At 69.9% G+C, this 21412-nt stretch carries 17 protein-coding genes; 4 read left to right on the plus strand and 13 right to left on the minus strand.

The genetic code is table 11. The features are described 5' to 3' along the window. Positions 1-80: 80 nt before the first annotated feature. The 8 genes from ACWEFL_RS07520 to ACWEFL_RS07555 form a co-directional block, all read right to left on the minus strand. On the minus strand, positions 81-341 hold the full coding sequence (locus tag ACWEFL_RS07520; protein ID WP_451708758.1) for a DUF6059 family protein: 261 nt from the start codon (positions 339-341) through the stop codon (positions 81-83). A gap of 474 nt (positions 342-815) precedes the next feature. Continuing rightward, a complete protein-coding gene (locus tag ACWEFL_RS07525) occupies positions 816-1244 on the minus strand; it encodes a hypothetical protein (RefSeq protein WP_451708760.1) in 429 nt (142 codons plus the stop codon). After that, positions 1241-3364 (minus strand): SulP family inorganic anion transporter, encoded by a 2124-nt coding sequence (locus ACWEFL_RS07530; RefSeq protein ID WP_451708763.1) that lies wholly within the window; start codon positions 3362-3364, stop codon positions 1241-1243. The genes ACWEFL_RS07525 and ACWEFL_RS07530 overlap by 4 nt, the downstream gene beginning before the upstream one ends. Before the next feature lie 232 nt (positions 3365-3596). After that, complete coding sequence (locus ACWEFL_RS07535; protein WP_451708766.1) at positions 3597-4199, minus strand: carbonic anhydrase; 603 nt, start codon at positions 4197-4199, stop codon at positions 3597-3599. Between the two features lie 353 nt (positions 4200-4552). Beyond that, positions 4553-5212 (minus strand): response regulator transcription factor, encoded by a 660-nt coding sequence (locus ACWEFL_RS07540; protein WP_361962446.1) that lies wholly within the window; start codon positions 5210-5212, stop codon positions 4553-4555. Further along, positions 5115-6611 (minus strand): ATP-binding protein, encoded by a 1497-nt coding sequence (locus tag ACWEFL_RS07545; RefSeq protein WP_451708769.1) that lies wholly within the window; start codon positions 6609-6611, stop codon positions 5115-5117. Before ACWEFL_RS07545 ends, ACWEFL_RS07540 begins: the two co-directional genes overlap by 98 nt. Positions 6612-6658: 47 nt before the next feature. After that, complete coding sequence (locus ACWEFL_RS07550; RefSeq protein WP_451708771.1) at positions 6659-7108, minus strand: hypothetical protein; 450 nt, start codon at positions 7106-7108, stop codon at positions 6659-6661. 1003 nt (positions 7109-8111) lie between these two features. Further along, positions 8112-9143, minus strand: a complete 1032-nt coding sequence (locus ACWEFL_RS07555) for a lysylphosphatidylglycerol synthase transmembrane domain-containing protein (protein WP_451708773.1) — start codon at positions 9141-9143, stop codon at positions 8112-8114. A 316-nt stretch (positions 9144-9459) separates the two neighbouring features. Here ACWEFL_RS07555 and ACWEFL_RS07560 point away from each other — a divergent pair, with 316 nt between their 5' ends. Continuing rightward, positions 9460-10251 carry a class I SAM-dependent methyltransferase family protein gene (locus tag ACWEFL_RS07560; protein ID WP_451708776.1) on the plus strand — a complete coding sequence of 264 codons (792 nt, stop codon included), beginning with the start codon at positions 9460-9462 and terminating at the stop codon, positions 10249-10251. Positions 10252-10845: 594 nt separating this feature from the next. Here ACWEFL_RS07560 and ACWEFL_RS07565 read toward each other — a convergent pair. Together ACWEFL_RS07565 and ACWEFL_RS07570 are read right to left on the minus strand one after the other, a co-directional pair. Next, complete coding sequence (locus ACWEFL_RS07565; protein ID WP_451708873.1) at positions 10846-12405, minus strand: YfbK domain-containing protein; 1560 nt, start codon at positions 12403-12405, stop codon at positions 10846-10848. Positions 12406-12661: 256 nt separating this feature from the next. Beyond that, positions 12662-12985, minus strand: a complete 324-nt coding sequence (locus ACWEFL_RS07570; RefSeq protein WP_451708779.1) for a hypothetical protein — start codon at positions 12983-12985, stop codon at positions 12662-12664. Between the two features lie 260 nt (positions 12986-13245). On the opposite strand from ACWEFL_RS07570, the gene ACWEFL_RS07575 reads away from it, so the two are divergent. Then, the gene (locus ACWEFL_RS07575; protein ID WP_451708782.1) at positions 13246-13947 is read left to right on the plus strand and encodes a DNA-binding response regulator; all 702 of its coding nucleotides are present in this window, start codon (positions 13246-13248) and stop codon (positions 13945-13947) included. 57 nt (positions 13948-14004) lie between these two features. Here ACWEFL_RS07575 and ACWEFL_RS07580 read toward each other — a convergent pair whose 3' ends face one another. Together ACWEFL_RS07580 and ACWEFL_RS07585 are read right to left on the minus strand one after the other, a co-directional pair. Beyond that, a complete protein-coding gene (locus tag ACWEFL_RS07580; protein WP_451708785.1) occupies positions 14005-14862 on the minus strand; it encodes an ABC transporter permease in 858 nt (285 codons plus the stop codon). After that, positions 14859-17669: an alpha/beta fold hydrolase gene (locus ACWEFL_RS07585; RefSeq protein ID WP_451708788.1), complete on the minus strand. Its 2811-nt coding sequence runs from the start codon at positions 17667-17669 to the stop codon at positions 14859-14861. The genes ACWEFL_RS07580 and ACWEFL_RS07585 overlap by 4 nt, the downstream gene beginning before the upstream one ends. A gap of 194 nt (positions 17670-17863) precedes the next feature. Between ACWEFL_RS07585 and ACWEFL_RS07590 the strand changes: the two genes are divergently transcribed. Both ACWEFL_RS07590 and ACWEFL_RS07595 read left to right on the plus strand, forming a co-directional pair. Then, positions 17864-18286: a GNAT family N-acetyltransferase gene (locus ACWEFL_RS07590; RefSeq protein WP_451708791.1), complete on the plus strand. Its 423-nt coding sequence runs from the start codon at positions 17864-17866 to the stop codon at positions 18284-18286. A gap of 292 nt (positions 18287-18578) precedes the next feature. Beyond that, a complete protein-coding gene (locus tag ACWEFL_RS07595) occupies positions 18579-19757 on the plus strand; it encodes a S8 family peptidase (RefSeq protein WP_451708793.1) in 1179 nt (392 codons plus the stop codon). Positions 19758-19859: 102 nt separating this feature from the next. On the opposite strand, the gene ACWEFL_RS07600 is transcribed toward ACWEFL_RS07595, so the two are convergent. Continuing rightward, positions 19860-21362, minus strand: a complete 1503-nt coding sequence (locus ACWEFL_RS07600) for a CoA-acylating methylmalonate-semialdehyde dehydrogenase (protein ID WP_451708796.1) — start codon at positions 21360-21362, stop codon at positions 19860-19862. Between the last annotated feature and the right edge of the window lie 50 nt (positions 21363-21412).

Raw genomic sequence — 21412 nt, forward strand, 5'->3', positions numbered from 1 at the left:
GACACCTCAAGGTCCTGACCTCAAGGCCCGGACACCTCAAGGTCACGACTTCAAGGTCCTGGCCTCACGGCCCGGACACCTCAAGGTCCTGGCCTCAAGGACCTGGCCTGAAGGTCCGGAGCCGAAGGTCCGGGGCTCTCCCACAGGGCTTCGAGCCGGCGCAGGACCGCCCGTTCCCGAGCGGACAGTTCCGGGACCGGTACCAGGCTCTCGGGGTGCCCCGTTGCCGTACCGGATTCGTCCTGGTGATACGTGGTTGCGAAGCCGTAGCACTCGGGCGTCGTACAGGCCCCGAAATACTGGCCCACCGCCGCCAGTCCCCATGCCAGTTCCCGCCACACGACGGCCTCCTTCGTCCCGCCCCGGATCCGGGGTCCGGAAGGAGGCTAGGAAGGCGCGCTCGACGCGGGGTGGAGCACGCGTCCAACGGTATGCGACACGGCGGACGTTCCAGCGGTCGACCAGCGGACGCCCAGTCGGCCTCAAGTCCGTACGGGCAGAGTGCTCGCAAGGCCCCGCCCACGGCCTGGCGCGTGGCCCCGTCGGCGGGCGGACCGGTGCGCTCTCCCCCCCGTGGCGCACCGTCCCGCCCGCCACCGCCACCGCCACCGGAGCCGCCGGGGCCCCGGTCCGCGGCGGACGCGCCGGGACGGCAGAGAGCCCCCTCACTGCACGGGGGACAGTGGAAGGGGCTCTCAAGGGCCTAGTGGGGGAAGCGCGTTACCGCTCAAAGGCCCTGGGGGTCGCCCACGGACCCTGGGGATAGGAGGTTCCGTGGGCGACGTTCAGGGTGCCGCCGAAGCGTGCCGCGGCGGTCAGCCGTGGTCCGCCTTGCGGTCGGCGCGGTCCAGCGAGTCCGCCCGCTCCCCGGAACCCGGGGAACCTGTCGTGGCGGCGTCCTGGGGCGCTGTGAGGAACTGGTGCAGGGACTTCAGGAAGAGGAACAGGTTGTCCTCGTCGGGCTCGGTCTCGCTCGATCCCGACCGGTAGCGGCCGTCTCCGAGGAAACCGGTTCCGCGGCGGTCGCCGTCCGTCTCGCAGTGATCCGGGGTCCGGTAGTCCTTGCGGGCCACCCCGCGCCCTTCGGCGGCGGCGACCTCCGCCCGCGAGAGTCCGAGCCCACAGGGTTCCATTCCGCATCGGCGCCGGTCCATCTGATGCCGGTGGTGCCGGAGGTCTCGTAGCTCCCGCAACTCCCGCAGATACAGGGCGTCCGCCAGGGCGGTCCTCAGGGGCCGCTTCATCGCTGCGTCCCTTCGCTGTACGCCTGGACGGCCCAGTCGTCCTCGGGCCCCCAGTAGTTGGGGTCACCGGGCTGGGCGTAGCCGCCCTGTGGCTGCGGCGGGTAGCCCTGCGGCTGCTGTGGCACGTAGCCGTCAGGGTGCTGGACGTACCCCTGAGACTGGTATTGCGGGTAACCCTCGGGCTGGGGGTATCCCTCGGGCTGACCGTGCCCCTGATGCTGTGGGTGCTGGTACTGGTGCTGCCCATAGGGCTGGCTGTGCATCTGGCTGTGCTGCTGGTGCGGGATGTGCACCTGGGACTGCTGGGCGTGCTGCGGCTGGGGATGTGCCGCGCGCCCGTATCCCTGCCCGCCGTGCTGCGGCTGGTGGCCGTGCAGGTGGTGCTGGGCGTGCTGGTGCTGCCGCCCGTACTGGACCCCGTGCGGCACATGGCCGCCGTGTGCGTACCCCTGGCCCATCGCGTGCTGGAACTGGAAGCTCGGCTGCGCCTGGGGGACGTACGGCCGGAAGGTCTCCGGCTGCGGGTGGTGCTGGGGCTGGTACTGGGGCTGTGGCTGCTCCTCTGGCAGGGGCTGACCGTTCTGGGTCCCGGCGCCGTTGGCCGCCGCCGCTCCCACGGTCTCCTGCTCCAGCGTGTCCGACACAGCGGTCTCCTCGACCTCCGCCGCCTCGGCCGCCTCTTCCTTCGCCAGGGCGTCGTGGCCCGGCATGAGCAGTTCCACGTCCTCCATGCCGGCCTTGCGCCGCTGGTCGACCCACTCCTCCAGCTGGGCCTTGCAGGCCATGTCGAGGTGCGAGATGCCCCGCGCGTCGATGACGACCCGGCTCTTGTCGGCGATGGAGGCCAGCGCGTCGATCAGCTTCGGCATCCGCAGGAAGGTGGCGTTGCCCTTCAGCTCCAGGCGGGCGCTGTCGCCGTCCGTGGTCTTGCGCATGGTCATGTGGGACATCCGCAGCGCGGTGAGGACGACGGCGACCGCGAGACCGCCGATCACGCCCTCCAGCAGGTCCGTCATCACGATGGCGCCGGTGGTGATGAACATGACGAGACCCTCGCCGCGGTCCGTCTTCCACATCTTCACGAAGGCGGGCGGGTTGAAGAGCTTCCAGCCCGCGTGGAGGAGGACACCGGCGAGGACGCAGATGGGGATGAACCCCAGCAGGCCCGGCAGGAGCAGGGCGAAGCCCAGCAGCCAGGCGCCGTGCAGGATGCGGGAGAGCTTGGTCTTCGCGCCCGCGTTGAGGTTGGCGGCGCTGCGGACGATCACCGCGGTCAGGGGCATCGCGCCCAACAGGCCGGACACCGTGTTTCCGATGCCCTGGGCGAAGAGCTCCTTGTTGTACTCGGTCCGCTTCCCGGTGTGCATACGGTCGACCGCCGCCGCGCTGAACAGGCTCTCGGCGGAGGCGATGACGGTGAAGGTGATCACCATCGTGAGCACCTTCGCGTCGAGCAGACCCGCCATTTGGGACGGCCCGACGAAGTTGATGGCGTCGGTCAGGTTCTCGACCTTCACCTTCTTGACTTCCAAGGCGGGCATGGCGGCGATCGCACAGCCGGCCATCACCACGACCAGCGGCGCGGGAACCTTGTTCAGCGGCGCGGGGACCTTGTACCAGAGGAAGCAGACCACGACCGCCATGATGCCGAGGAGCAGCGCCCCGACCTTGTGGGGGTCGTTGAGAACCTCCGAGGCCAGGTCGGGCAGCCCCATGACGTTCTTGGGAGCCGTACCGTGCTGCCTGGAGTCGACCAGGGCGTACGTCTGGCTGAGCATCAGGGGGAGACCGATGCCGGCGAGCATGCCCTGGACGACCGACAGGGAGATGGACTGGAAGATCCGGCCCATCTTGAGCATCCCGAGGCCCATCTGGAGCAGACCGCTCATCAGCACGACCGGGCCGAGCATGGCGACGGTGTGTTCGGTGACGAACTCCAGGACGAGCACGGCGAGTCCTGCGGCGGGACCGCTCACCTGGAGGGAGCTTCCGGGCAGGAAGCCGACGACGAGTCCACCGATGATGCCGGTGATGATGCCGAGGGCGACGGGCACGCCCGAAGCAGCCGCGACGCCGATGCACAGGGGCAGGGCGACGAGGAAGACGACGACAGAGGCCATGAAGTCAGCGCTGAAGGAACCGCGACTGGAGCCTGACTTGGGGGATTTCGGCAATGACTCGCCGGAGCTCCTGCGCGCATGTCGCCCCGCACCGGGGCGTATTCGCTCAGTTGACACAGTGTTCCTTTCGCCGCATCCGGGTCCGGTGCGCCGGGGCTTGGGGTTCCCGAAGGGTCCGCGTCCGGTTGTCCGATGCGAGTGGGGGGTATGAGATCCGGGTGGGGCCCGGGTTTCAGTTCCGGTGGAACACTCCGTGGAGTTCGTCGAGCTCAAGGACCTCGGCCGTGTCGACGCGGTAGTACCAGCCGTGCAGCTTCAGCCGCCCGGCGTCCACCGCGTCCCGCACGCTCGGGTAGCCCCGCAGCGTCTCCAGCTGTGCCATGACATGGCGCTGGACGAACTTGGCGAGGGTCGCGTCGTCCGGTGGCGTGCCCAGGATCGGGGCCAGGGCGGGCCTCGCGAAGGCCACCCACTGGGCGACGCTGGGGAGTTCGGTCAGGTCCTGGTCGTTGGCCAGGGCTCCGACGGCGCCGCAGTGCGAGTGGCCGCAGACGATGATGTCCCTGACCTTCAGGACCTGGACCGCGTACTCGATGGTGGCGGCCTCGGCCGACTCCCGCGCCGGCTCGTACGGCGAAATGATGTTTCCGGCATTACGGAGTTCGAACACCTCACCGGGAACGGCACCCGTGATCAGGGCCGGGATAACCCGAGAGTCGGAGCAGCTGATGAACAGCGTTCCGGGGGTTTGACCGGCGGCGAAACGCCGGAATGTCTCGCTCTCGGGGGCAACGCGGTGCCGGAAATTACGCGCATTCGTGAGCAGTCGCTTCATGTCACGCTCCTTGCTGAGCCAGCTGGGAATGCTGGTTGGGCTAAGTCATCCGGGTGGATGTCTTGGCCCGGAAGCATGCGCCCGAGTCATGAGTCATCTGTGAGATCGCCGTGAGAGAGTTCTCACGGTGTTGATAACGATGTCAAGCAGTTGGGTCGGGCCCCGTGAAAGGGCGGCCGACCCTCACCACGGCAGGTCACCGGAGGCATCGTCAAGGTAAGGAGACGGCCAACGTCACAACGGGCGAGAGCCCGTTTCGCCATGGATCAGGAACCATATGAACCGGCGGGAATCATATGAAACCGGTGGAGCATGAATTACAGGCAAAAAAGGGTGCTATCAGTGCGGCTATGTCATGCCCGAAGCCGGTATCCGACCCCGCGAATGGTCTCCACACGATCAGGTCCAAGCTTGCGCCGCAGATATCGCACATAGACGTCCACGATGTTCGATCCGGGGTCGTAGTCGAATCCCCAGACGCGACTCAGCAATTGCTCGCGTGTCAGGACCTGGTCGGGATTTCGCAGGAACACTTCGGCAAGCGCGAACTCACGCGCCGAGAGTTCGGCCACCCGACCCTCTACATGAACCCTTCGCGTACGGAGATCGAGGACGAGATCGCCCACCCGGAGCACGGATGCCTCGGGGCCGCCCTCACCGCGCAGCCTCAGCCGCACACGTGCCAGCAGTTCCTCGAAGGCGAACGGCTTGGAAATGTAGTCGTCCGCGCCGCCTTCGAGCCCCGCGACCACGTCGGAGACGCTGTCGCGGGCCGTCAGAATGACCACGGGAAGTGTGACGCGCAGCTCACGAAGCTTGCGGAGCACGGTGAGTCCGTCGACCGCGGGCAGCCCGAGATCGAGGATCATCAGGTCGCAGTCTCCGGCGCGGGCGTGCTCGTACGCCGACAGTCCATCACCCACGACTGCCGTCACGAACCCGTTGCTGCGCAGGCCCTTTTCGACGAAGGAGGCGATTCCTGCCTCGTCCTCCGCTATCAGAATCCGTTGCATGATGTCCTCTCTGCCAGGGGAAGTGCGCCGGCAAGTCCAGTACGAACCGGGCACCGCCCGTCTCTGCGTCCTCCACCCACGCGGTGCCGCCGTGGGCCTGGGCGATCTCCCGCACGATGGCGAGCCCCAGCCCGATGCCGGTCCCGGCCTGGGTCGGTGATGTGACACGACCGGCCTGTACGAACCGGCCGAAGATCCTTTCGCGGTCCACGGGCCCGACACCGGGACCGGTGTCGCGGACCCACAGGAGTACGCGCCCCTCCCGTACCGCCGACCCCATCTCGATGAGGTCGCCGTCCAGCGTGTGGCGGACCGCGTTGGCCGCCAGCTGGATCAGACCCTGGGTGAGCCGCTGTCCGTCGACCAGAACCGTGGCCTCGGACACGGCCGCCACCCGCCAGTGCCGGTTCCCCAGCGCCCGCGCCTTGGCGACCACGTCCACGATCAGATCGGTCAGATTGGTCTCTCCGACCGTCAGGAAGTCCGGACGCTCCGCTCTGGCCAGCAGCAGGAGGTCGTCCACGATCCGGCTCATCCGGTCGAGTTCGTCGACCACGAGGGCGCGGGTCGTGTCCCACTCGCCGGCCCAGTCGCCCGAACCGTCCTCCATCAGCTCCAGATGCCCTCGTACGACGGTGATGGGGGTACGCAGTTCGTGCCCCACCTCGTCGAGGAAGCGGCGCTGGGTGGTGAAGGCCCTCTCCAGCCGGTCCAGCATGTGGTTGAAGGTGTGCGCCAGCGCCGCCACATCGTCGTCGCCGCGCACATCGAGCCGCTGTGTCAGATCCGATTCGCCGATGCGCGCGGCCGTCTGACGGACGAGCCGCACCGGGGCCAGGATCCGTCCGGCCACCAGCCAGCTGGCGAGGCCCGCGCAGACCAGCGCGCCGAACCCGGTGGCGAGCAGCATCTTCGCCACCTGCCGCTCCTCTCTCAGCTGACGGTCGCGGAACTCCAGGACCACCATGCGTACATCACGGGTGTCACCGTCGACCTTCACCGGCACGACGCCGTAACGCACCTTGCCGACCGACGAGTCGAGCCAGCCGACCGTGGTGTCTAGCCCGGCGTTGACGGAGGCGAGCGTGGCGACGACCTCGGGGATCTTGTCCAGTCGTACGGGGGCCTGGGCCGAACTGCGCCGGTCGGCCCGGCCGTCCACGATGCTGAAGAACGTCTCCTCCCGGTTGGGGAGGTTGACCGTCATGAACTCGGTCACCAGCGAGGCGCCGTCCGTGAAGGGCTGGCCGTTGGCCTGCCGGGCGCTCAGGGCGAAGGTCCGCAGCTTGGCGACCTCACGCTTCAGCTGCTCGTCGACCTGGTCGTCGAGCTGGGCCTGCCAGACCACGGTGATCCCCACGATGGGAACCGCGAGCGCGGCACCCACCAGCAGAAGCATCCAGCCCACGATCCGGGACCGCGCGCTTGCCGTTCGTCGTCTCACGGCTACCTCTCACCGTCGTCGTCGAGTTCTCCCCCGCTGCCGCCGCCACCGCCGCCTATACCGCCGTCGTCACCGTCGTCATCGTCGTCGCCCGTACCGCCCGGTCGCGTTCCGGGCAGGGCGGGGGCGCTGTCGTCGGTGCTGTGCGGCGGGGGCAGCGGTTTGACGGGGCGTCCGCCGCCCTGCTGGGGCGGGGGCGGGGGCGGCGTGTACTGCGGCGGGTAGACCGGTCGGCTGGTCTCGGTCGTCGGCGGGGGCGGAGAGGTGCGCGAGGTGGCCGACGGCATGGGTTCCGCGGACTCGTCAGGCTGCGAACTCGTCTTCTGCACGATGATGACCGGACCGAGGTCGAGAGGTTCCGGATCGCCGGTCCAGACGCGGCCCGCAACCATGCCTGCACCCGCGAGGACGCACACCGCCGTGATCACAAGGTTGGCTTTCCTCAGTCTCATGCGGAGAGTGTGCGCGGTGGATCGAACTGGTGAGTGAAAGAGGAGAGCATTCTCATCTCCCGCTCTGTGGCGGGCCCTCCGGCGGGAGGAGGGATTCATTCCGGATTCCGGATCGGAATCCGAGTCCGGGCTTGTCGGACGGGGTGCGGCAGGCCCCTGACGCGCCCTCGCTCCGGGACCCGCTCGGCGCCTCGTCCGATGCCTGACTCTGTGAGAACGCGCGGCCGCCAGCTCGGACCAGAAGGACATGACCCCTCACCTTTCTGTCACTGCCTGCTCATACGGATTGGTCGCCGGGAGATACGACACAACGCGCCTGACAGCTCAGTAGCTCGCCGGAATGGTTCGGGCCGAACTTTCTCCGGACCGGCGGAACAGCGGACTCCAGCCGGGTTCCGGTGCGATCACCGCAGGTCGGACGGACTGCGCCGGATAACCGGAAGAATCACCGCCAGTTTTCGGAGATTCGCCGGGGCGTCCGCAGAGATCACCGCGACGTGCGGAAAGGGGCTATCCGGCCGATGGCCGACGAACCGGGCCCTGGAAGGTCCGTACAGCTCACGGCCCCGAAAGGCCCGTATGGCTTACGGCGGAGGAGTTCCGCACGGTTCGCGGCCCCGGGAGGCCGTGCGTGTCACGGCCTGGGAAGATCTGTGCGTTTCAGGGCCGAGGAGGTCCGTACGGCTAGCGGCCGAGGAGGCCCGCACGCCGATTCCCTGGGGCCTCCTGACCGGGTCGTGCCCGGCGTCGTGCCCGGCAGGGCCGGTTGTCACGGGCCCAGGGGATCATCACGCGCCGGGCGGCGGTGTCGGAGCGAGCCCGCTGAGGCGGTGGTGCCCACCGCCGCTGTCGAACCGCAGTGTCAGGGCACCGAAATGCCGGGGCGTCGGAGTGCCGGAGTGCCGGAACAAGGGGCGGGCGGGAGCAGGTGCCGGGCCCGGTACCGGTCAGTCCAGTCCGGTCCGACTGGGTCCGGTCCGGTCCGACTGGAGCGTCCGTCAGGTCAGAGGATCCGGCGGCGTACCAGCATCGCGAGCATCGCCACGCCGGGCAGCAGGGGCAACCAGACCGTGAGGAAGCGGAAGCCGATGACGGTAGCCGTCGCGACGACGAAGGGTGCGCCCACCATGACCAGGGCGACGGCCAGGACCGGTTCGATGGAGCCGATGCCGCCCGGCGCGGGAATCATGCCTGCGGCCATGCTCGCCGCCAGATAGGCGATCACGATGTACGCCCAGGGCACGGGAAGTTCGAGGGCGGACGCCACGCAGACCAGCACCCCGGCCTGGAGCAGGGGGAAGGCGAGTGCGCCTCCCCACAGAGCCACTGTCCGGGCGGGCATCTTGTGCAGGAGCCGCGCGTCCGTGAGCGCCGTCCGCAGAAATCCGGCGGCGATCCGGCGCAGCCTCCGGGCGGCGAACAGAACGGTCGTCGCCACCGTGGCCAGGGCGCAGGCGACGATGCCCGCCGTGAGCAGGGCACGTCCCGGCGGAACGAGTTCATGCAGCCGCAGCGCTCCGGGGAACGCCAGCACCAGCCCCACCAGCAGTCCGACCCGGACGATCGCCTCGACCAGGGAGTAGAGGGCCAGCGCTGCGGTCGACCGGTCGAGCGGAATACCGCAGCCGCGGAGAAAGCGCAGGGTGACGGCGTGCGCGCCGAGCCCGGCGGGGAGGAGGTGGTTGGCCGCACCGGCCGCGAACTGCACCGCCAGCAGCCGTCCGGGAGGCAGCCGTTCGACGATCGTGCCCTGCCGTTTGCAGGAGGCCGCCACCCAACAGAGTCCGGTGACCACGCCTCCCATGACCAGCCAGCCGGGGTGCGCTCCGCCGAGGCGGCCGATACCGGAGGCGACCAGTCGCCAGTTGTCGGCGGTCCAGACGGCGACCAGGGCGAACGGCACCAGGCAGACGATCCGCCGCACCGCCATCCGTCGCGCGGCCGTCCGCCGCGGCCGACCCTGCGGCTCCAGCTGCTCCGGTCGCACGGCGAGCGGCTCGGCAATGGTCTGGGACACGGTCTCGGACAGGGCCACGCTCTCGACCGTCCTTCTCTTCGTCAGGTGCTGCTCTGAGGTTCAACGGGTGTCCCACCGCTTCGGTTCGACCCCAGCCCGCCGGTTCGCCCCGGCGGGCCTCCGTGGTCCTCGGCGGCAGTCTGCCCTCCGCCCACGACTTCCCGGTGTCCTGGACCCGACATCCGACGGACCCGTCGGAGGCGGAGACACGTCACGCCCCTGAGTACGGACCGAATGCGGGCGCGTACTCAGACGTCGCCCTGAGCACTCCCGCTCATCCACCGAGTATCGGCACGGATATCGCCCCACCGGACCCGACGGCGAGTCTGACCGTATGAACGGACTACTGAACAACGCGCGGTGGGCGGCCACCCGGCTGGTGCTGGGCAGCGTGGGACGGCTCAGCGAAGGCATCAGAATCGGCTACCGGCACGGCTTCGACAGCGGGTCGATGCTCGACTACGTCTATGTCGACAAGGCGCATGGCAGCCTCGGCATCGGACGCATCATCGACCGGGTCTATCTGAACGCCATCGGCTGGCGGGCCATCCGCTCTCGCCGCGAACTCCTCAAAGACGTCCTCCGCAAGGAGATCGCCGAGCGCGGCGGCGAGGTCACTCTGCTGGATGTGGCGTCCGGCCCCGGCCGCTACCTTCAGGACCTGGTGGAGGAGCACGCCCCCGGAACCGTCCGCGTGGAGTGCCGCGATCTGGACCGGGACGGCCTCGCCCAGGGCGAACGCCAGGCACGGGAGCGAGGGCTGAACGGCATCACCTTCGCCCATGGGGACGCCCTCGCCCCACAGCCCGGCGACCGCGCACCCGATGTGATCGTCGTGTCCGGACTCTATGAGCTGCTGCTGGACGACTCCACGATCGCCGCATCCGTCGCACGACTGCGCGCCATGCTCGCGCCCGGCGGCACACTCGTCTTCACCACCCAGACCCGCCACCCTCAACTGGAGTTCATCGCCCATGTCCTGCCCAACCGCGACGGCGCGCTGTGGGTCATGAAATGCCGCCCCGTCGAACTGGCTGAACAATGGGCCGCCGACGCCGGATTCACCCGGATCGCCAGCCGTCGGGAAACGGTGGGCCTGTTCACGGTGACGACAGCGCGGAACTGACCAGCAGCGCGACCGCCACGATCGTGAACGCGTCCGAAGGGGACGGAGCCCGACCGGCCGCAGCCGGGAACGACTGGGTGCCGCGCAACCCCGCCCCAGCAGCTCAGCGGCGCGGCCCGGCGCGGGGCGCAGCGGATCCGGTCGGCTCGGCCCAGCGCGATCCGGGCTCGGCACGGCCCGGCTCAGCGGAGTCGTCCCGCGCGGCCCGTTCTCGGCGCGAACCGGCGCGGCACGTCCCCTTCTAGGGACTCGGCTCAGCGCGGCGCATCCCGGAACGGGAACGGCGCGGCTCGGCCCCGCCCCAGCGGTGCGGCTCAGCACGCAGCGGAGCAGTCCGGCACGACCGGGCGCGGCGCGACCCGATCTCAGCGCGGCCCGGCGCACCCCGGCGCTTCCTGGAACGACCCGGCCCAGCGCGACTCGACCCGCTCTCGGCACGGCCCGGTACACCCCGGCGCTGCCTGGAGCGGCCCAGCGCGGCCCGGCTCGGCTCAGCGCGACGCGACGCGACGCGGCTCAGAGGCCCGTCCGGACGTGGCTGTGAGAGCTGCCCACTCCGCCGCTTGCTCCGAACCGTCGCCCCTTGGCGCTCGTTCACTCCCTGAGCCGCTGCGCCTGGACGATAGCGTCGGCCAGCTGGCGTACCTCCTTGTCCTCCGTCCGGCTCGCAAGCTCCCGTGCCCGATCGGCCAGCTCTCCCAGACCTGGCGCGCCCGGCAGCGATCCGCCCCGCAGCGACTCCGCGAAGTACGCCGCGACCGCCGTGACCTGGAAACGGGTCGACGCCCCGCCCCACAGCGCGCTGTCGACCGCGTTGGTCTCGACGGAACCCGACTGCTCGTGCGGGGCCCGGGTCTTCGGGTCGAGCCAGCGGACGGTCGCCGTCGCGACATGCCCGCTCGCGCCCTCTCGGAGCCGTACGGCGTACAGCGCTGTCACCGTATGTCCGGGGCCCACCTCGCCGCCGTCCACCCGGTCGTTCCGGAAGTCCTCGTCCGCCACGGCACGGTTCTCGTAGCCGATGAGGCGGAACTGCCGCACGGTCTCCGGGTCGAAGGCCACCTGAGCCTTGGCGTCCCGCGCCCTCAGTTCGACGTGGGCGGGCAGTTGGTCGCGGAAGACCTTCCTGGCCTGCTCGCTGGTGGACACATAGGTGGTGTGTCCGTCGCCCTTGTCGGCGAGCCGCTCCATGAGCGCGTCGCCGTACTCGCTGCCCACGCCGACGCCGAACAGGGTGATGCCATAGGTGCGTCGGGCGTCGTCGATCCGGCCGAGGATCGCGTCGGCGCTGGTCTCGCCCGTGTTGGCAAGGGCGTCGGAGAGAAGGACGACCCGGTTGGTCGCTCCGCTCCGGCGGCCCTTGACCGCCGTGTCGTAACCAGTGAGCACACCGGCCTGGACATTGGTCGAGTCGTTCGGCTCCAGAGTGTCGATCACCTCCTGAATACGGTCTCGGTTGCCGTCGATCCGGGTCATCGGCAGCCGTGTTCTGGCCTGGCCGCTGAAAGTGACGAGGGCGATGGAGTCGTCACCGCGCAGTTCGCCGGTGAGGATTCCCAGCGACTTCTTCACCAGGTCGAGCCGGCCGGGCTCGGCCATGGAGCCGGAGACGTCGATGACGAAGGTGAGGGCGGCGGGCGGACGGTCGCCCGTGCGGTCGGAGGGCCGGGTGGAGAGCCCGACTCTCACCAGCGACCATGGGTCGCCGCCGTCCTCGCCTCCGACGTCTCCCCGGATCTCACCGTCGGAGCCCCGCGGACGGGCTCCGTCGACGGTGACCGAGAAGCCGTCGCCGTTCGGCCTCGGGTAGTCCTGCCGGAAGCTGTTGATGAACTCCTCCGGCCGGATGTCGGCCGCGTCCGGCCGCTGCCCGTCCTCCAGCGTGCGGCGGGCGTAGCCGTAGGAGGCGGTGTCCACGTCGAGCGCGAAGGTCGAGAGATAGTCCGCCGCCGGCCGGGACTCGTCCTCCGTGTCCGCCCTGAACTTTCCGTCCGCTATGTCGGCCCTGCCCGTCGCGGGCGCACCGCCGCCGCCGTCCGGCAGCGCGGGTGCCGGGCCGGGTTTGGTGCCGTCGTCCCTCCGCTGCTGAGCGTCGGACAAGGAAGTCCGGTCTTCCTTGCCTCCTCCGCCGCCGCATCCGGCGGTCAGCAGCATTCCGCCGGCCAGAAGCGCGGCGAGCACTCCTCTATACGTCTTCGCACGGAAGGAGGTCTGTGCGCAGAGGGACGTCCTGGCGCCGGACGCCCATGCGTCGGTCTGCCTCCTGGTGACGAGCTTCATCCGGACTCCCTCGATCGTCAGTACTTGTGACTGTGACGTCCGAGGTGGTCCGAAGGAGCGGGGCTGCCGGGTTGCGGAACGATCTCAATGCGGCAACGGACAGAGGGCGTTGCTCGGGTCCGGCCCTCGCTCAGCCTTCCTCCCAGCTCACGCTGCCCACCCCCGACCCTCCGCCGCATGTCCCCGACGACCAGCCGGAGTGGCCGGGGCGGAGCGTGATCCACTTGCCGTAGGCGTCGGGCCACCAGCCGCAGACGACCACGGCGCGGAAGGCCACGACCTGACTGCTGTTGTTGGTGCAGTCCGCCCGGCCGGTCCAGCCGTCGGTGCTGGTACTGCACGACAGCAACGCGGGCGGCGGGGCCGACTCCGCCGCGTGCGCGACCGGGCCGACGGCGATCAGCGGCAGGGCTGCGGCGGCGGACAGCGCCATGGCCGTGATTCGTCGCATCATGCTGAACTCCTCTTCGCTGGTTCACTGGTTCGTTGGTTCACTGCTGATTCACGCTGATTCACGTCGCTGGTTCGCTTCGATCAGCTCTCGTGCTCTCAAGCCTGTCCATCTCCGCACCGGTTGGAAAGCGAATGGCAAGGACTCGCCACTCTCTGACCAGGCTCTTGTCACAGTCCGCTGCCGTGTGCGTACATGGAGTCGCGCGCGGATCCGGGGGGACGGACCGCGTGCTGTGAGGGATGGCGGGGGGATGGTGTGCCATGTCATTGGCGACGGTTCCGGGTTCCGTGCTCGGCACGGAGGTTTCACGTTCCGATCTGCGGGAGACGTCAGGACAGCAGATTCGGGGAGTCACACGCGTCAGGGCGGCTCTCGCGGGCCTGGTCCGCTCGGCGCGCCATGAACTTCTCAGCTTCGACGACCCGGCCGGCGCGCTCGGCCACGGCGTCCCCGAGCCCTTCCTGAGATTCGCCGGTACCTGCGTGCGCTCGGCCGCCTCCCGGACCACGACGGTCCGGCGAATCGCTCCCCGTCATGGATTGACCCATATTCATGAGCCCTGGCGCTGCCCCGGCGATGCCAGGGTCACGGACTCCATCCCGTTCAAGATAGTCGTCGCGGACCGCTCGGTCGCCGCCGTGCCGCTCGATCTCGATCTGCATTACAACGGCGTGCTGTTGATCCGCGACCCCGTGGTCGTCCAGGCCCTGGTCCGTACCCACCGCGCATGGTGGGAGACGGGCGACGACCTGACCCGGCACGCACTGCCCCACACTGTGCCACCGAATCTCCAGCCCGTGCTCCAGGCCCTACTGGCCGGCCTCACCGATGACGCGGCGGCCACCCGTCTGAACATGTCCGGACGCACCTACAGCCGCCGCGTCGGTGAGCTGCTGGCCGCCCTCGGCACGACGAGCCGCTTCCGGGCGGGGGCGGAAGCGGCTCGTCGTGGGTGGATCTAGAGAGGCAGGGGGACCCGGTGAGAAGGGCCGGTCGGTCGGCGCGCGGCGACAGTCCTCTCAGGACACGATGTCCTTGCGGGAGAAGTTTCTGAAGGCGAGCGCGAACAGCACCAGGGCGTAGGCCACCGAGACGGCCGCACCCTTGACCATGCCGCTCCACTCCAGTTGCGGCTGGAGTGCGTCGATCCAGGCGAACTGCCAGTGCGCGGGCAGCACATCGCGCCAGGATCCGAGGGCGGTGACCGCGTCCAGCACATTGCCGACGATGGTCAGTCCGACCGCTCCGCCGACCGCGCCCAGCGGGGCGTCGGTCTTGGTGGAGAGCCAGAACGCGAGTCCTGCCGTGACCAGCTGGGAGAGGAAGATGAAGGCCACGACCAGTCCCAGCCGCGGAAGAGTCTCCGCGGTGGCGAGGGAGCCGCCCGTGGGCAGCTTCAGCGGACCCCAGCCGTAGGCGATCGTGCCCATCACCAGGGCGACCAAGGGCAGCAGCACCATCGCCGCGGCGCTGAAGCCGAGCGCCACCGCCAGCTTGGACCACAGCAGCCGCGTGCGGGGTACGGGCGCGGCCAGCAGATAACGCAGGGAGGACCAGTTCGCCTCGGACGCCACGGTGTCGCCGTGGAACAGCGCCACCGGCACCACCAGCAGAAAGCCCGCCGAGGCGAACAGACAGGTGGCCGCGAAGTTGGCTCCGGACGCGGTGGCCGTGTCCATGAGGGTGATACGGCCGTTCTCGCCGCCGTCCGGTGTGCCGCCGATGGCGAACGCGACGATCAGCACCAGGGGCAGCGCCGCCAGCACCCCGGCCATGACCATCGTCCGCCTGCGCTTCAGCTGCCGTACCGCCTCGACACGCAGCGGCAGGGTGCGCCCGGCCCGGTATCCGGGTGCCGAGTCGACCAGCGTGCTCATGCGGAACCTCCGATCAGGGTGAGGAAGGCGTCCTCCAGGCGGCGGTGCGGGCCGACGCCGGTCAACGGCACGTCCATCCGGACGAGTTCGCTGATCATGGCGGTCGTGGTGATCCCGTCGAGCCGTACGAGGAGCCCTTCGTCCACGCGCACGGCGGACGCGATCCCCGGCAGTGCGCCGATCTTCTCGATCACCGGATCGGACACCTCGGCGGCGGTGGTGACGAGCAGGGTGTCGCTCTCGCCGGTGATCTCCGCGACCGGTCCTGCCTGCACCAGCCGGCCGCGGTCCATGACCACCAGATGCGTGCAGGACTGTTCGACCTCGGAGAGGAGATGACTGGAGACGATCACCGTGCGGCCCCCGGCCGCGTACCGGATCATCACATCCCGCATCTCGCGGATCTGTGGCGGGTCGAGTCCGTTCGTGGGCTCGTCGAGGATCAGCAGATCCGGCATGCCGAGCATGGCCTGGGCGATGGCGAGCCGCTGCCGCATGCCCTGCGAGTAGGTGCGTACGGCGCGGGCGAGGGCGTCGCCGAGGCCCGCGATCTCCAGAGCTTCCTCGATATGCGCGTCCTCGGCGGGGCGGCCGGTGGCCCGCCAGTACAGATCCAGATTCTCGCGGCCCGAGAGATGCGGCAGGAATCCGGCTCCCTCGACGAACGCGCCGACCCGCGACAGTACGGGCGCGCCCGGCCGGATGGCATGACCGAAGACGCGGATCTCTCCCTCGTCGGGGCGGATGAGCCCCATCAGCATCCGGAGGGTCGTGGTCTTGCCCGCTCCGTTGGGGCCGAGGAGTCCGAGGACCTGGCCCTTCTCGACCCGGAAGGAGAGGTCCTTGACGGCATAGCGATCGGAGGACTTGGCGTATCGCTTGGCGAGTCCGGTGATCTCCAGGGGCACTTCGGCGAGTTCGGGTGCCGGTGCCGGGGCGACGGCCCGTCTGCGGGCGGTGAACAGCAGTACGGCAGCCGCCAGCGCGCCCGCGGCCGGAAGGCCCCAGGTCCACCAGGGCAGCCCGGCCTCCTGGGTCTTCACGCCCGGCGCGGTGGGCACGGTCAGGAAACCGGTGCCGGCGCTTGAGGCCGCTCCCGTGCCGGCGCCCGTGCCCGCGCTGGTGTCCGTGCCGGTGAGGGCGATGGTGTAGGCGGCGGGTGCGGCCGGGGAGGCGTAGCCGAGGTCGGTGGCGGAGAGCACCAGCCGCAGCCGGTGTCCGGCGTCGACCTCGTGGTCCACGGCGGGCAGGGTCAGCTCGACCTCCTTGCCCTCCTTGGAGTTCTCGACCCGGACGGGGGCCACGAGCTGGGAGGGCAGCACCTGCTGTCGGCCGTCGGGACCGACGTCGTACACCTTCCCGAAGAGGACCGCTTCTCCGGTGCTGGAGGCGACCTTGACACGGATGGTCGGCGAGCCGGTGATCCGCAGGGACTGCTGGAGGGGCTGGGAGTCGAAGCGTGCGTGCTGGCCGGGGAAGTCGAGGGAGAGCCCGACGCCGAAGGAGGAGAACTGGCCGAGTCCACCGCTGATGCCGGGGACGGCGGAGATGGCCGGCGGGCTGGCGCCGGCCGGGTTGGAGAACTTCTGCTCCCTGCCGGTGAGCCCGATGTTCCGGGGGCCGCTGCCGAGGCCCGGATAGCGGTTGCCGGTCGCGCCGCGCAGCAGCGCCTGACCATCGGTGGAGTCGACGCCTCCGGTCCGGCTGACGCGGAAGGCGGGTCCCGTGTCGGCGTTCTTGTCCTGCTTGAGGTAGCGGTCGAACCAGGAGGTGACGCGCTGGTCGACGCGGCTGGTCTCGCGGTCCCCGCCGTCGTGGCCGCCGGCGATCCAGTCGACGGAGACAGGGGCTCCGTTGTCGCTGATCCGCAGGGCCATGGCGTCGGCCTGACCGAGCGGGAAGAGCGAGTCGGCCTGCCCCTGCACGATCAGGGTGGGCACCTTGATGCGGTCGCCGACGGCGGAGGGGCTGCGGCTCTCCAGGAGGGCCCGTGCGGCCTCATCGGGCTTTCCGGCTACTGCGACCCGTTCGTACATGGCGCACAGTTCGGGCTGGAAGCGTCCGCAGCCGCCGGGGTTCGCCGGGGTCGCGCCGGATCCGGCCGGGGTGGCGCCGGCCGAACCCGCGGGCGGGTCGGCGGGCGGGTCGACGGGCTCCGTGGCCGACGGCGCCGCGCCGGGGGCGTCCGCCGACCCGGTGGAGAAGAAGATCCCGGCCCAGAGCTTCTTGAAGACGCCGTCCGGGAAGAGGGCGTCCGAGAGGTTCCAGTAGGTGATCGCGGGGGCGATCGCGTCGACCCGTTCGTCATGACCCGCCGCGAGCAGGGCGACGGCACCGCCGTAGGAGGCCCCGGCGACGCCGACGCGCGGATCGCCGTCGGCGTCGAGCCGGACCTCGGGGCGCTTCGCCAGCCAGTCGATCAGCCGGGAGACGTCCTTGACCTCGAACTCCGGGTCGTTGAGTCCGATCCGGCCGGTGGATCCGCCGAAGCCACGGGCGGACCAGGTCAGGACGGCGTACCCGTCGCGGGCCAGCTCCTCCGCCTGGGCGCGCACATCGTCCTTGCTGCCTCCGAAGCCGTGCCCGAGCAGTACGGCCGGACGGCGTTCGCTCCGGTCGCCCGCGGTGAAGTAGGAGGTGTCGATCTCCGCTCCGGGCATGGTCTGCGTCTGGTCCTCGCGGTGGACCGCCGGCCTCGTGTCATCGGCGACCGCGGTCCAGGTGCCCGCACCGGCGAGGGCGGCGAAGGCGGCGGCGCCCGCGAGCCATCGCCCGCGGGAACGGGGCCGGGGAAGTCGGATCTGCATGGTTGAAACCCTAAGCGCTATGGCTGTGCGGTCCGTGCCGACTCCGGGCGGAGGCGGGGGCATCCCTGGGATGTAGGGCGGCACGGTCACCTACGCCAACCGCGGTATGTGCGCGGCGTCCATGACAGATAGTGGGCGTGACAGGCAGTGGACATGGCAGACAGTCGGCATGACAGCCGGGGGAAGCAGGGCATATGGAGATCCGGCGTGCGACGACTGTCGCCGAACTGCTGTCGGCCGAGCATCTGTACGACAGCCCCGCGCGTCCGGAGTGGGCGGAGCGGTTTCTGGCGGCACCGGGACATCTGATGCTGATCGCCTACGCCGACGGAAGACCGGCCGGGATGGTCTCGGGCATCGAGATGCTCCACCCCGACAAGGGTGTGGAGATGTGCCTGTACGAGCTGTCCGTGGCCGAGCCGTACCGCAGGCGCGGCATCGGGCGCGCCCTCGTGGAGGCGTTGAGCGAGGAGGCGCGGGAGCGCGGCTGTTATGGGATGTGGGTGGGCGTGGACAGGGACAACGATCCGGCGCTGCTGACCTACCGTTCGACGAAGGCGCGGGACGACGGGATGTTCACCATGCTCAGCTGGGAGTTCCCCACCGGGGAACGCTGACCCGCGAAAGCCGCGCGGAGGGATCCGCGTAGGCCGCACGGAGGCCGCTCCCCCCGCTGTCCGCTCCCCTGCTCTCCGCTGCCCGGCCGGGCCCGTCCCGGTTCCCCCGCAGAACTCTCCGGCCCACGGCATCTTGTGTCATGTTTCATGTCACGAGACTCTGTTCCGCGCGACGTCTGTTCAGCGCACTACCTGTTCCGCACGACGCCTGTTCGGAGCGTCGGCATCCCTTTGGCACCCAGCACACCCGTACTTGCCCGCAATCCGGTCAACGAAAGGTCAGGTGCACGAGATGAGCAGAACCACCCGGCGCTTAGGCGCGCTGATACCCGTGGTCGCCCTCGCGGCCGGTCTCCAGTTCGCCGTGTCCCCCACCGCTCAGAGCGCGCCGGCCGGCGATCTCCGTCTCGCCCCCACTGCGACTGCCGTACCCGACAGCTGGATCGTCGTCCTGAAGGACGGCTCGACACGTGCCGCCGATCTGGGCGTCACCCCGAAGCACACCTATCGCAGCGCCCTCAAAGGGTTCTCCGCCAGGATGACCGGCGCGAAAGCGGCGAAGCTCGCCGCGGATCCGCGGGTCGCCTACGTCGAGCAGGACGAGAGGGTCCGGCTCAACGACACCCAGACGAACCCGACCTGGGGCATCGACCGTATCGACCAGCGCGATCTGCCGCTGTCGCGGACGTACACCTACCCCACACCGGCGACGGCCGTGAACGTGTATGTCATCGACACCGGAATCCGCACGTCCCACACCGAGTTCGGCGGACGCGCGAGCGTCGGCACGGACACCGTGGGCGGCGGCCAGAACGGCCAGGACTGCCAGGGGCACGGCACCCATGTCGCTGGTACGGTCGGCGGCAAGACGTACGGCGTGGCCAAGAACACCAGGCTCATCGCCGTACGGGTCCTCGACTGCCGGGGCTCCGGCTCCACCGCCGGGGTCATCGCGGGCGTCGACTGGGTGACCGCCAACGTCAGGAAGCCCGCCGTGGCCAACATGAGCCTCGGGGGCAGCACCAACGCCTCGCTGGACAGCGCGGTCAGGCGCTCCATCGGCGCGGGGATCAGTTACGCCGTCGCCGCGGGCAACGGCAACTTCCTCGGCCAGCCGCAGAACGCGTGCGGATTCTCGCCCGCCCGCGTTCCCGAGGCGATCACGGTCGGAGCCACGGACAGCGCGGACCGCAGGGCGTCGTTCTCCAACTTCGGCACCTGTCTGGATCTGTTCGCGCCGGGCGTGGGCATCACCTCGGCCTGGCGCACGAACGACACCGCCACCAGCACGATCTCGGGCACCTCGATGGCCAGCCCGCACACCGCGGGCGTCGCGGCGCTCCATCTGGCGCGGAACCCCAACGCGACCCCGGCGCAGGTGAGGGACGCGCTGGTCGGCAACGCGACCGACGGCAGAGTCACGGACCCACGCGCCGGTTCGCCGAACAAGCTCCTGTACTCGGTCTTCTAGCACGGCCGGAAGTCCGCGGGCCCCGAGAACCGGGCCCGACACAAGATCGCGGTGCCCCCGGTCCGCCACGGACCGGGGGCACTCGGGGGCACTCGGGGATGCTCAGTGGTTGCGGGGGAAGCCCAGGTCGACGCCCGCGGGCGCGTCGGCCGGGTCGGGCCAGCGGGTCGTGACGGTCTTGCCGCGGGTGAAGAAGTGCACGCCGTCTTCGCCGTAGATGTTGTGGTCGCCGAAGAGCGAGTCCTTCCAGCCGCCGAAGGAGTGGTAGCCGACGGGGACGGGAATCGGCACGTTCACGCCGACCATGCCCGCTTCGACCTCCAGTTGGAAGCGGCGGGCCGCGCCGCCGTCACGGGTGAAGATGGCCGTGCCGTTGCCGAACGGGGAGCCGTTGATCAGCGCCAGGCCCTCCTCGTACGTCTCCGCGCGCAGCACGCAGAGCACCGGGCCGAAGATCTCGTCGCGGTAGGCGTCGGAGTCGGTGGAGACCCGGTCGAGGAGCGAGAGGCCGATCCAGTGGCCGTCCTCGAAACCGTCGACGGTGAATCCGGTGCCGTCGAGAACGACCTCGGCGCCCTGGGCCGCCGCGCCGGTGACATAGGAGGCGACCTTGTCGCGGTGCGCCTTGGTGATCAGGGGACCCATCTCGGAGGTCGGGTCGTTGCCGGGGCCGATCTTGATCTTCTCGGCGCGCTCGCGGATCTTGTCCACCAGTTCGTCGCCGATGGAGTCGATCGCGACGACCACGGAGATGGCCATGCAGCGCTCGCCGGCCGAACCGTACGCCGCCGAGACGGCCGCGTCGGCGGCCGCGTCCAGATCGGCGTCCGGGAGGACGAGCATGTGGTTCTTCGCACCGGCGAGCGCCTGTACGCGCTTGCCGTTGGCGGACGCGGTGGTGTGGATGTAGCGGGCGACCGGGGTCGAGCCGACGAAGGAGACCGCGGCGACATCCGGGTGTCCGAGCAGCGCGTCCACCGCGATCTTGTCGCCGTGGACCACGTTGAGCACACCGTCGGGCAGCCCGGCCTCGGCGGCGAGTTCCGCGAGGAGGATCGCGGGCGACGGGTCCTTCTCGCTGGGCTTCAGCACGAAGGTGTTTCCGCAGGCGATGGCCAGCGGGAACATCCACATCGGGACCATCGCCGGGAAGTTGAACGGGGTGATGCCCACGGCGACCCCGACCGGCTGCCGGATCGAGGACACGTCGACCCGGTTGGAGACCTGAGTGGACAGTTCGCCCTTGAGAAGAGTGCTGATGCCGCAGGCGAGGTCGACGACCTCCAGGCCGCGGGCGACCTCGCCGAGCGCGTCGGAGTGGACCTTGCCGTGCTCGGCGGTGATCAGGGCGGCGATCTCGTCGCGCCGCGCGTCCAGCAGGGCGCGGTAGCGGAAGAGGAAGGCGGTGCGCTGGGCGAGGGAGGTCGTGGACCAGGTCGCGTACGCCTCTTTCGCCGACGCGACGGCCGCGCCGACCTCGTCCACGGAGGCCAGCGCGACCTGGGTGGTGACCGCGCCGGTCGCCGGGTCGGTGACCGGGCCCCAGTTGCCGGACGTGCCCTCGACGGTCTTGCCACCGATCCAGTGGTTGACGGTCTTCGTCATGACGAAAGGCTCCTTCACAAGTGCCGGCCCAGTTGCCATAGGCCCAGGTT

It is taken from the genome of Streptomyces sp. NPDC004838 (assembly GCF_053600955.1).

Bases quoted from the DNA above. Each gene is read 5' to 3' on its own strand.
- ACWEFL_RS07525 (WP_451708760.1), bottom strand. From the start codon at position 1,244: ATGAAGCGGCCCCTGAGGACCGCCCTGGCGGACGCCCTGTATCTGCGG.
- ACWEFL_RS07530 (WP_451708763.1), bottom strand. From the start codon at position 3,364: ATGGCCTCTGTCGTCGTCTTCCTCGTCGCCCTGCCCCTGTGCATCGGC.
- ACWEFL_RS07535 (WP_451708766.1), bottom strand. From the start codon at position 4,199: ATGAAGCGACTGCTCACGAATGCGCGTAATTTCCGGCACCGCGTTGCC.
- ACWEFL_RS07540 (WP_361962446.1), bottom strand. From the start codon at position 5,212: ATGCAACGGATTCTGATAGCGGAGGACGAGGCAGGAATCGCCTCCTTC.
- ACWEFL_RS07545 (WP_451708769.1), bottom strand. From the start codon at position 6,611: ATGCTTCTGCTGGTGGGTGCCGCGCTCGCGGTTCCCATCGTGGGGATC.
- ACWEFL_RS07550 (WP_451708771.1), bottom strand. From the start codon at position 7,108: ATGAGACTGAGGAAAGCCAACCTTGTGATCACGGCGGTGTGCGTCCTC.
- ACWEFL_RS07560 (WP_451708776.1), top strand. From the start codon at position 9,460: ATGAACGGACTACTGAACAACGCGCGGTGGGCGGCCACCCGGCTGGTG.
- ACWEFL_RS07565 (WP_451708873.1), bottom strand. From the start codon at position 12,405: ATGCTGCTGACCGCCGGATGCGGCGGCGGAGGAGGCAAGGAAGACCGG.
- ACWEFL_RS07570 (WP_451708779.1), bottom strand. From the start codon at position 12,985: ATGATGCGACGAATCACGGCCATGGCGCTGTCCGCCGCCGCAGCCCTG.
- ACWEFL_RS07575 (WP_451708782.1), top strand. From the start codon at position 13,246: ATGTCATTGGCGACGGTTCCGGGTTCCGTGCTCGGCACGGAGGTTTCA.
- ACWEFL_RS07580 (WP_451708785.1), bottom strand. From the start codon at position 14,862: ATGAGCACGCTGGTCGACTCGGCACCCGGATACCGGGCCGGGCGCACC.
- ACWEFL_RS07585 (WP_451708788.1), bottom strand. From the start codon at position 17,669: ATGCAGATCCGACTTCCCCGGCCCCGTTCCCGCGGGCGATGGCTCGCG.
- ACWEFL_RS07590 (WP_451708791.1), top strand. From the start codon at position 17,864: ATGGAGATCCGGCGTGCGACGACTGTCGCCGAACTGCTGTCGGCCGAG.
- ACWEFL_RS07595 (WP_451708793.1), top strand. From the start codon at position 18,579: ATGAGCAGAACCACCCGGCGCTTAGGCGCGCTGATACCCGTGGTCGCC.
- ACWEFL_RS07600 (WP_451708796.1), bottom strand. From the start codon at position 21,362: ATGACGAAGACCGTCAACCACTGGATCGGTGGCAAGACCGTCGAGGGC.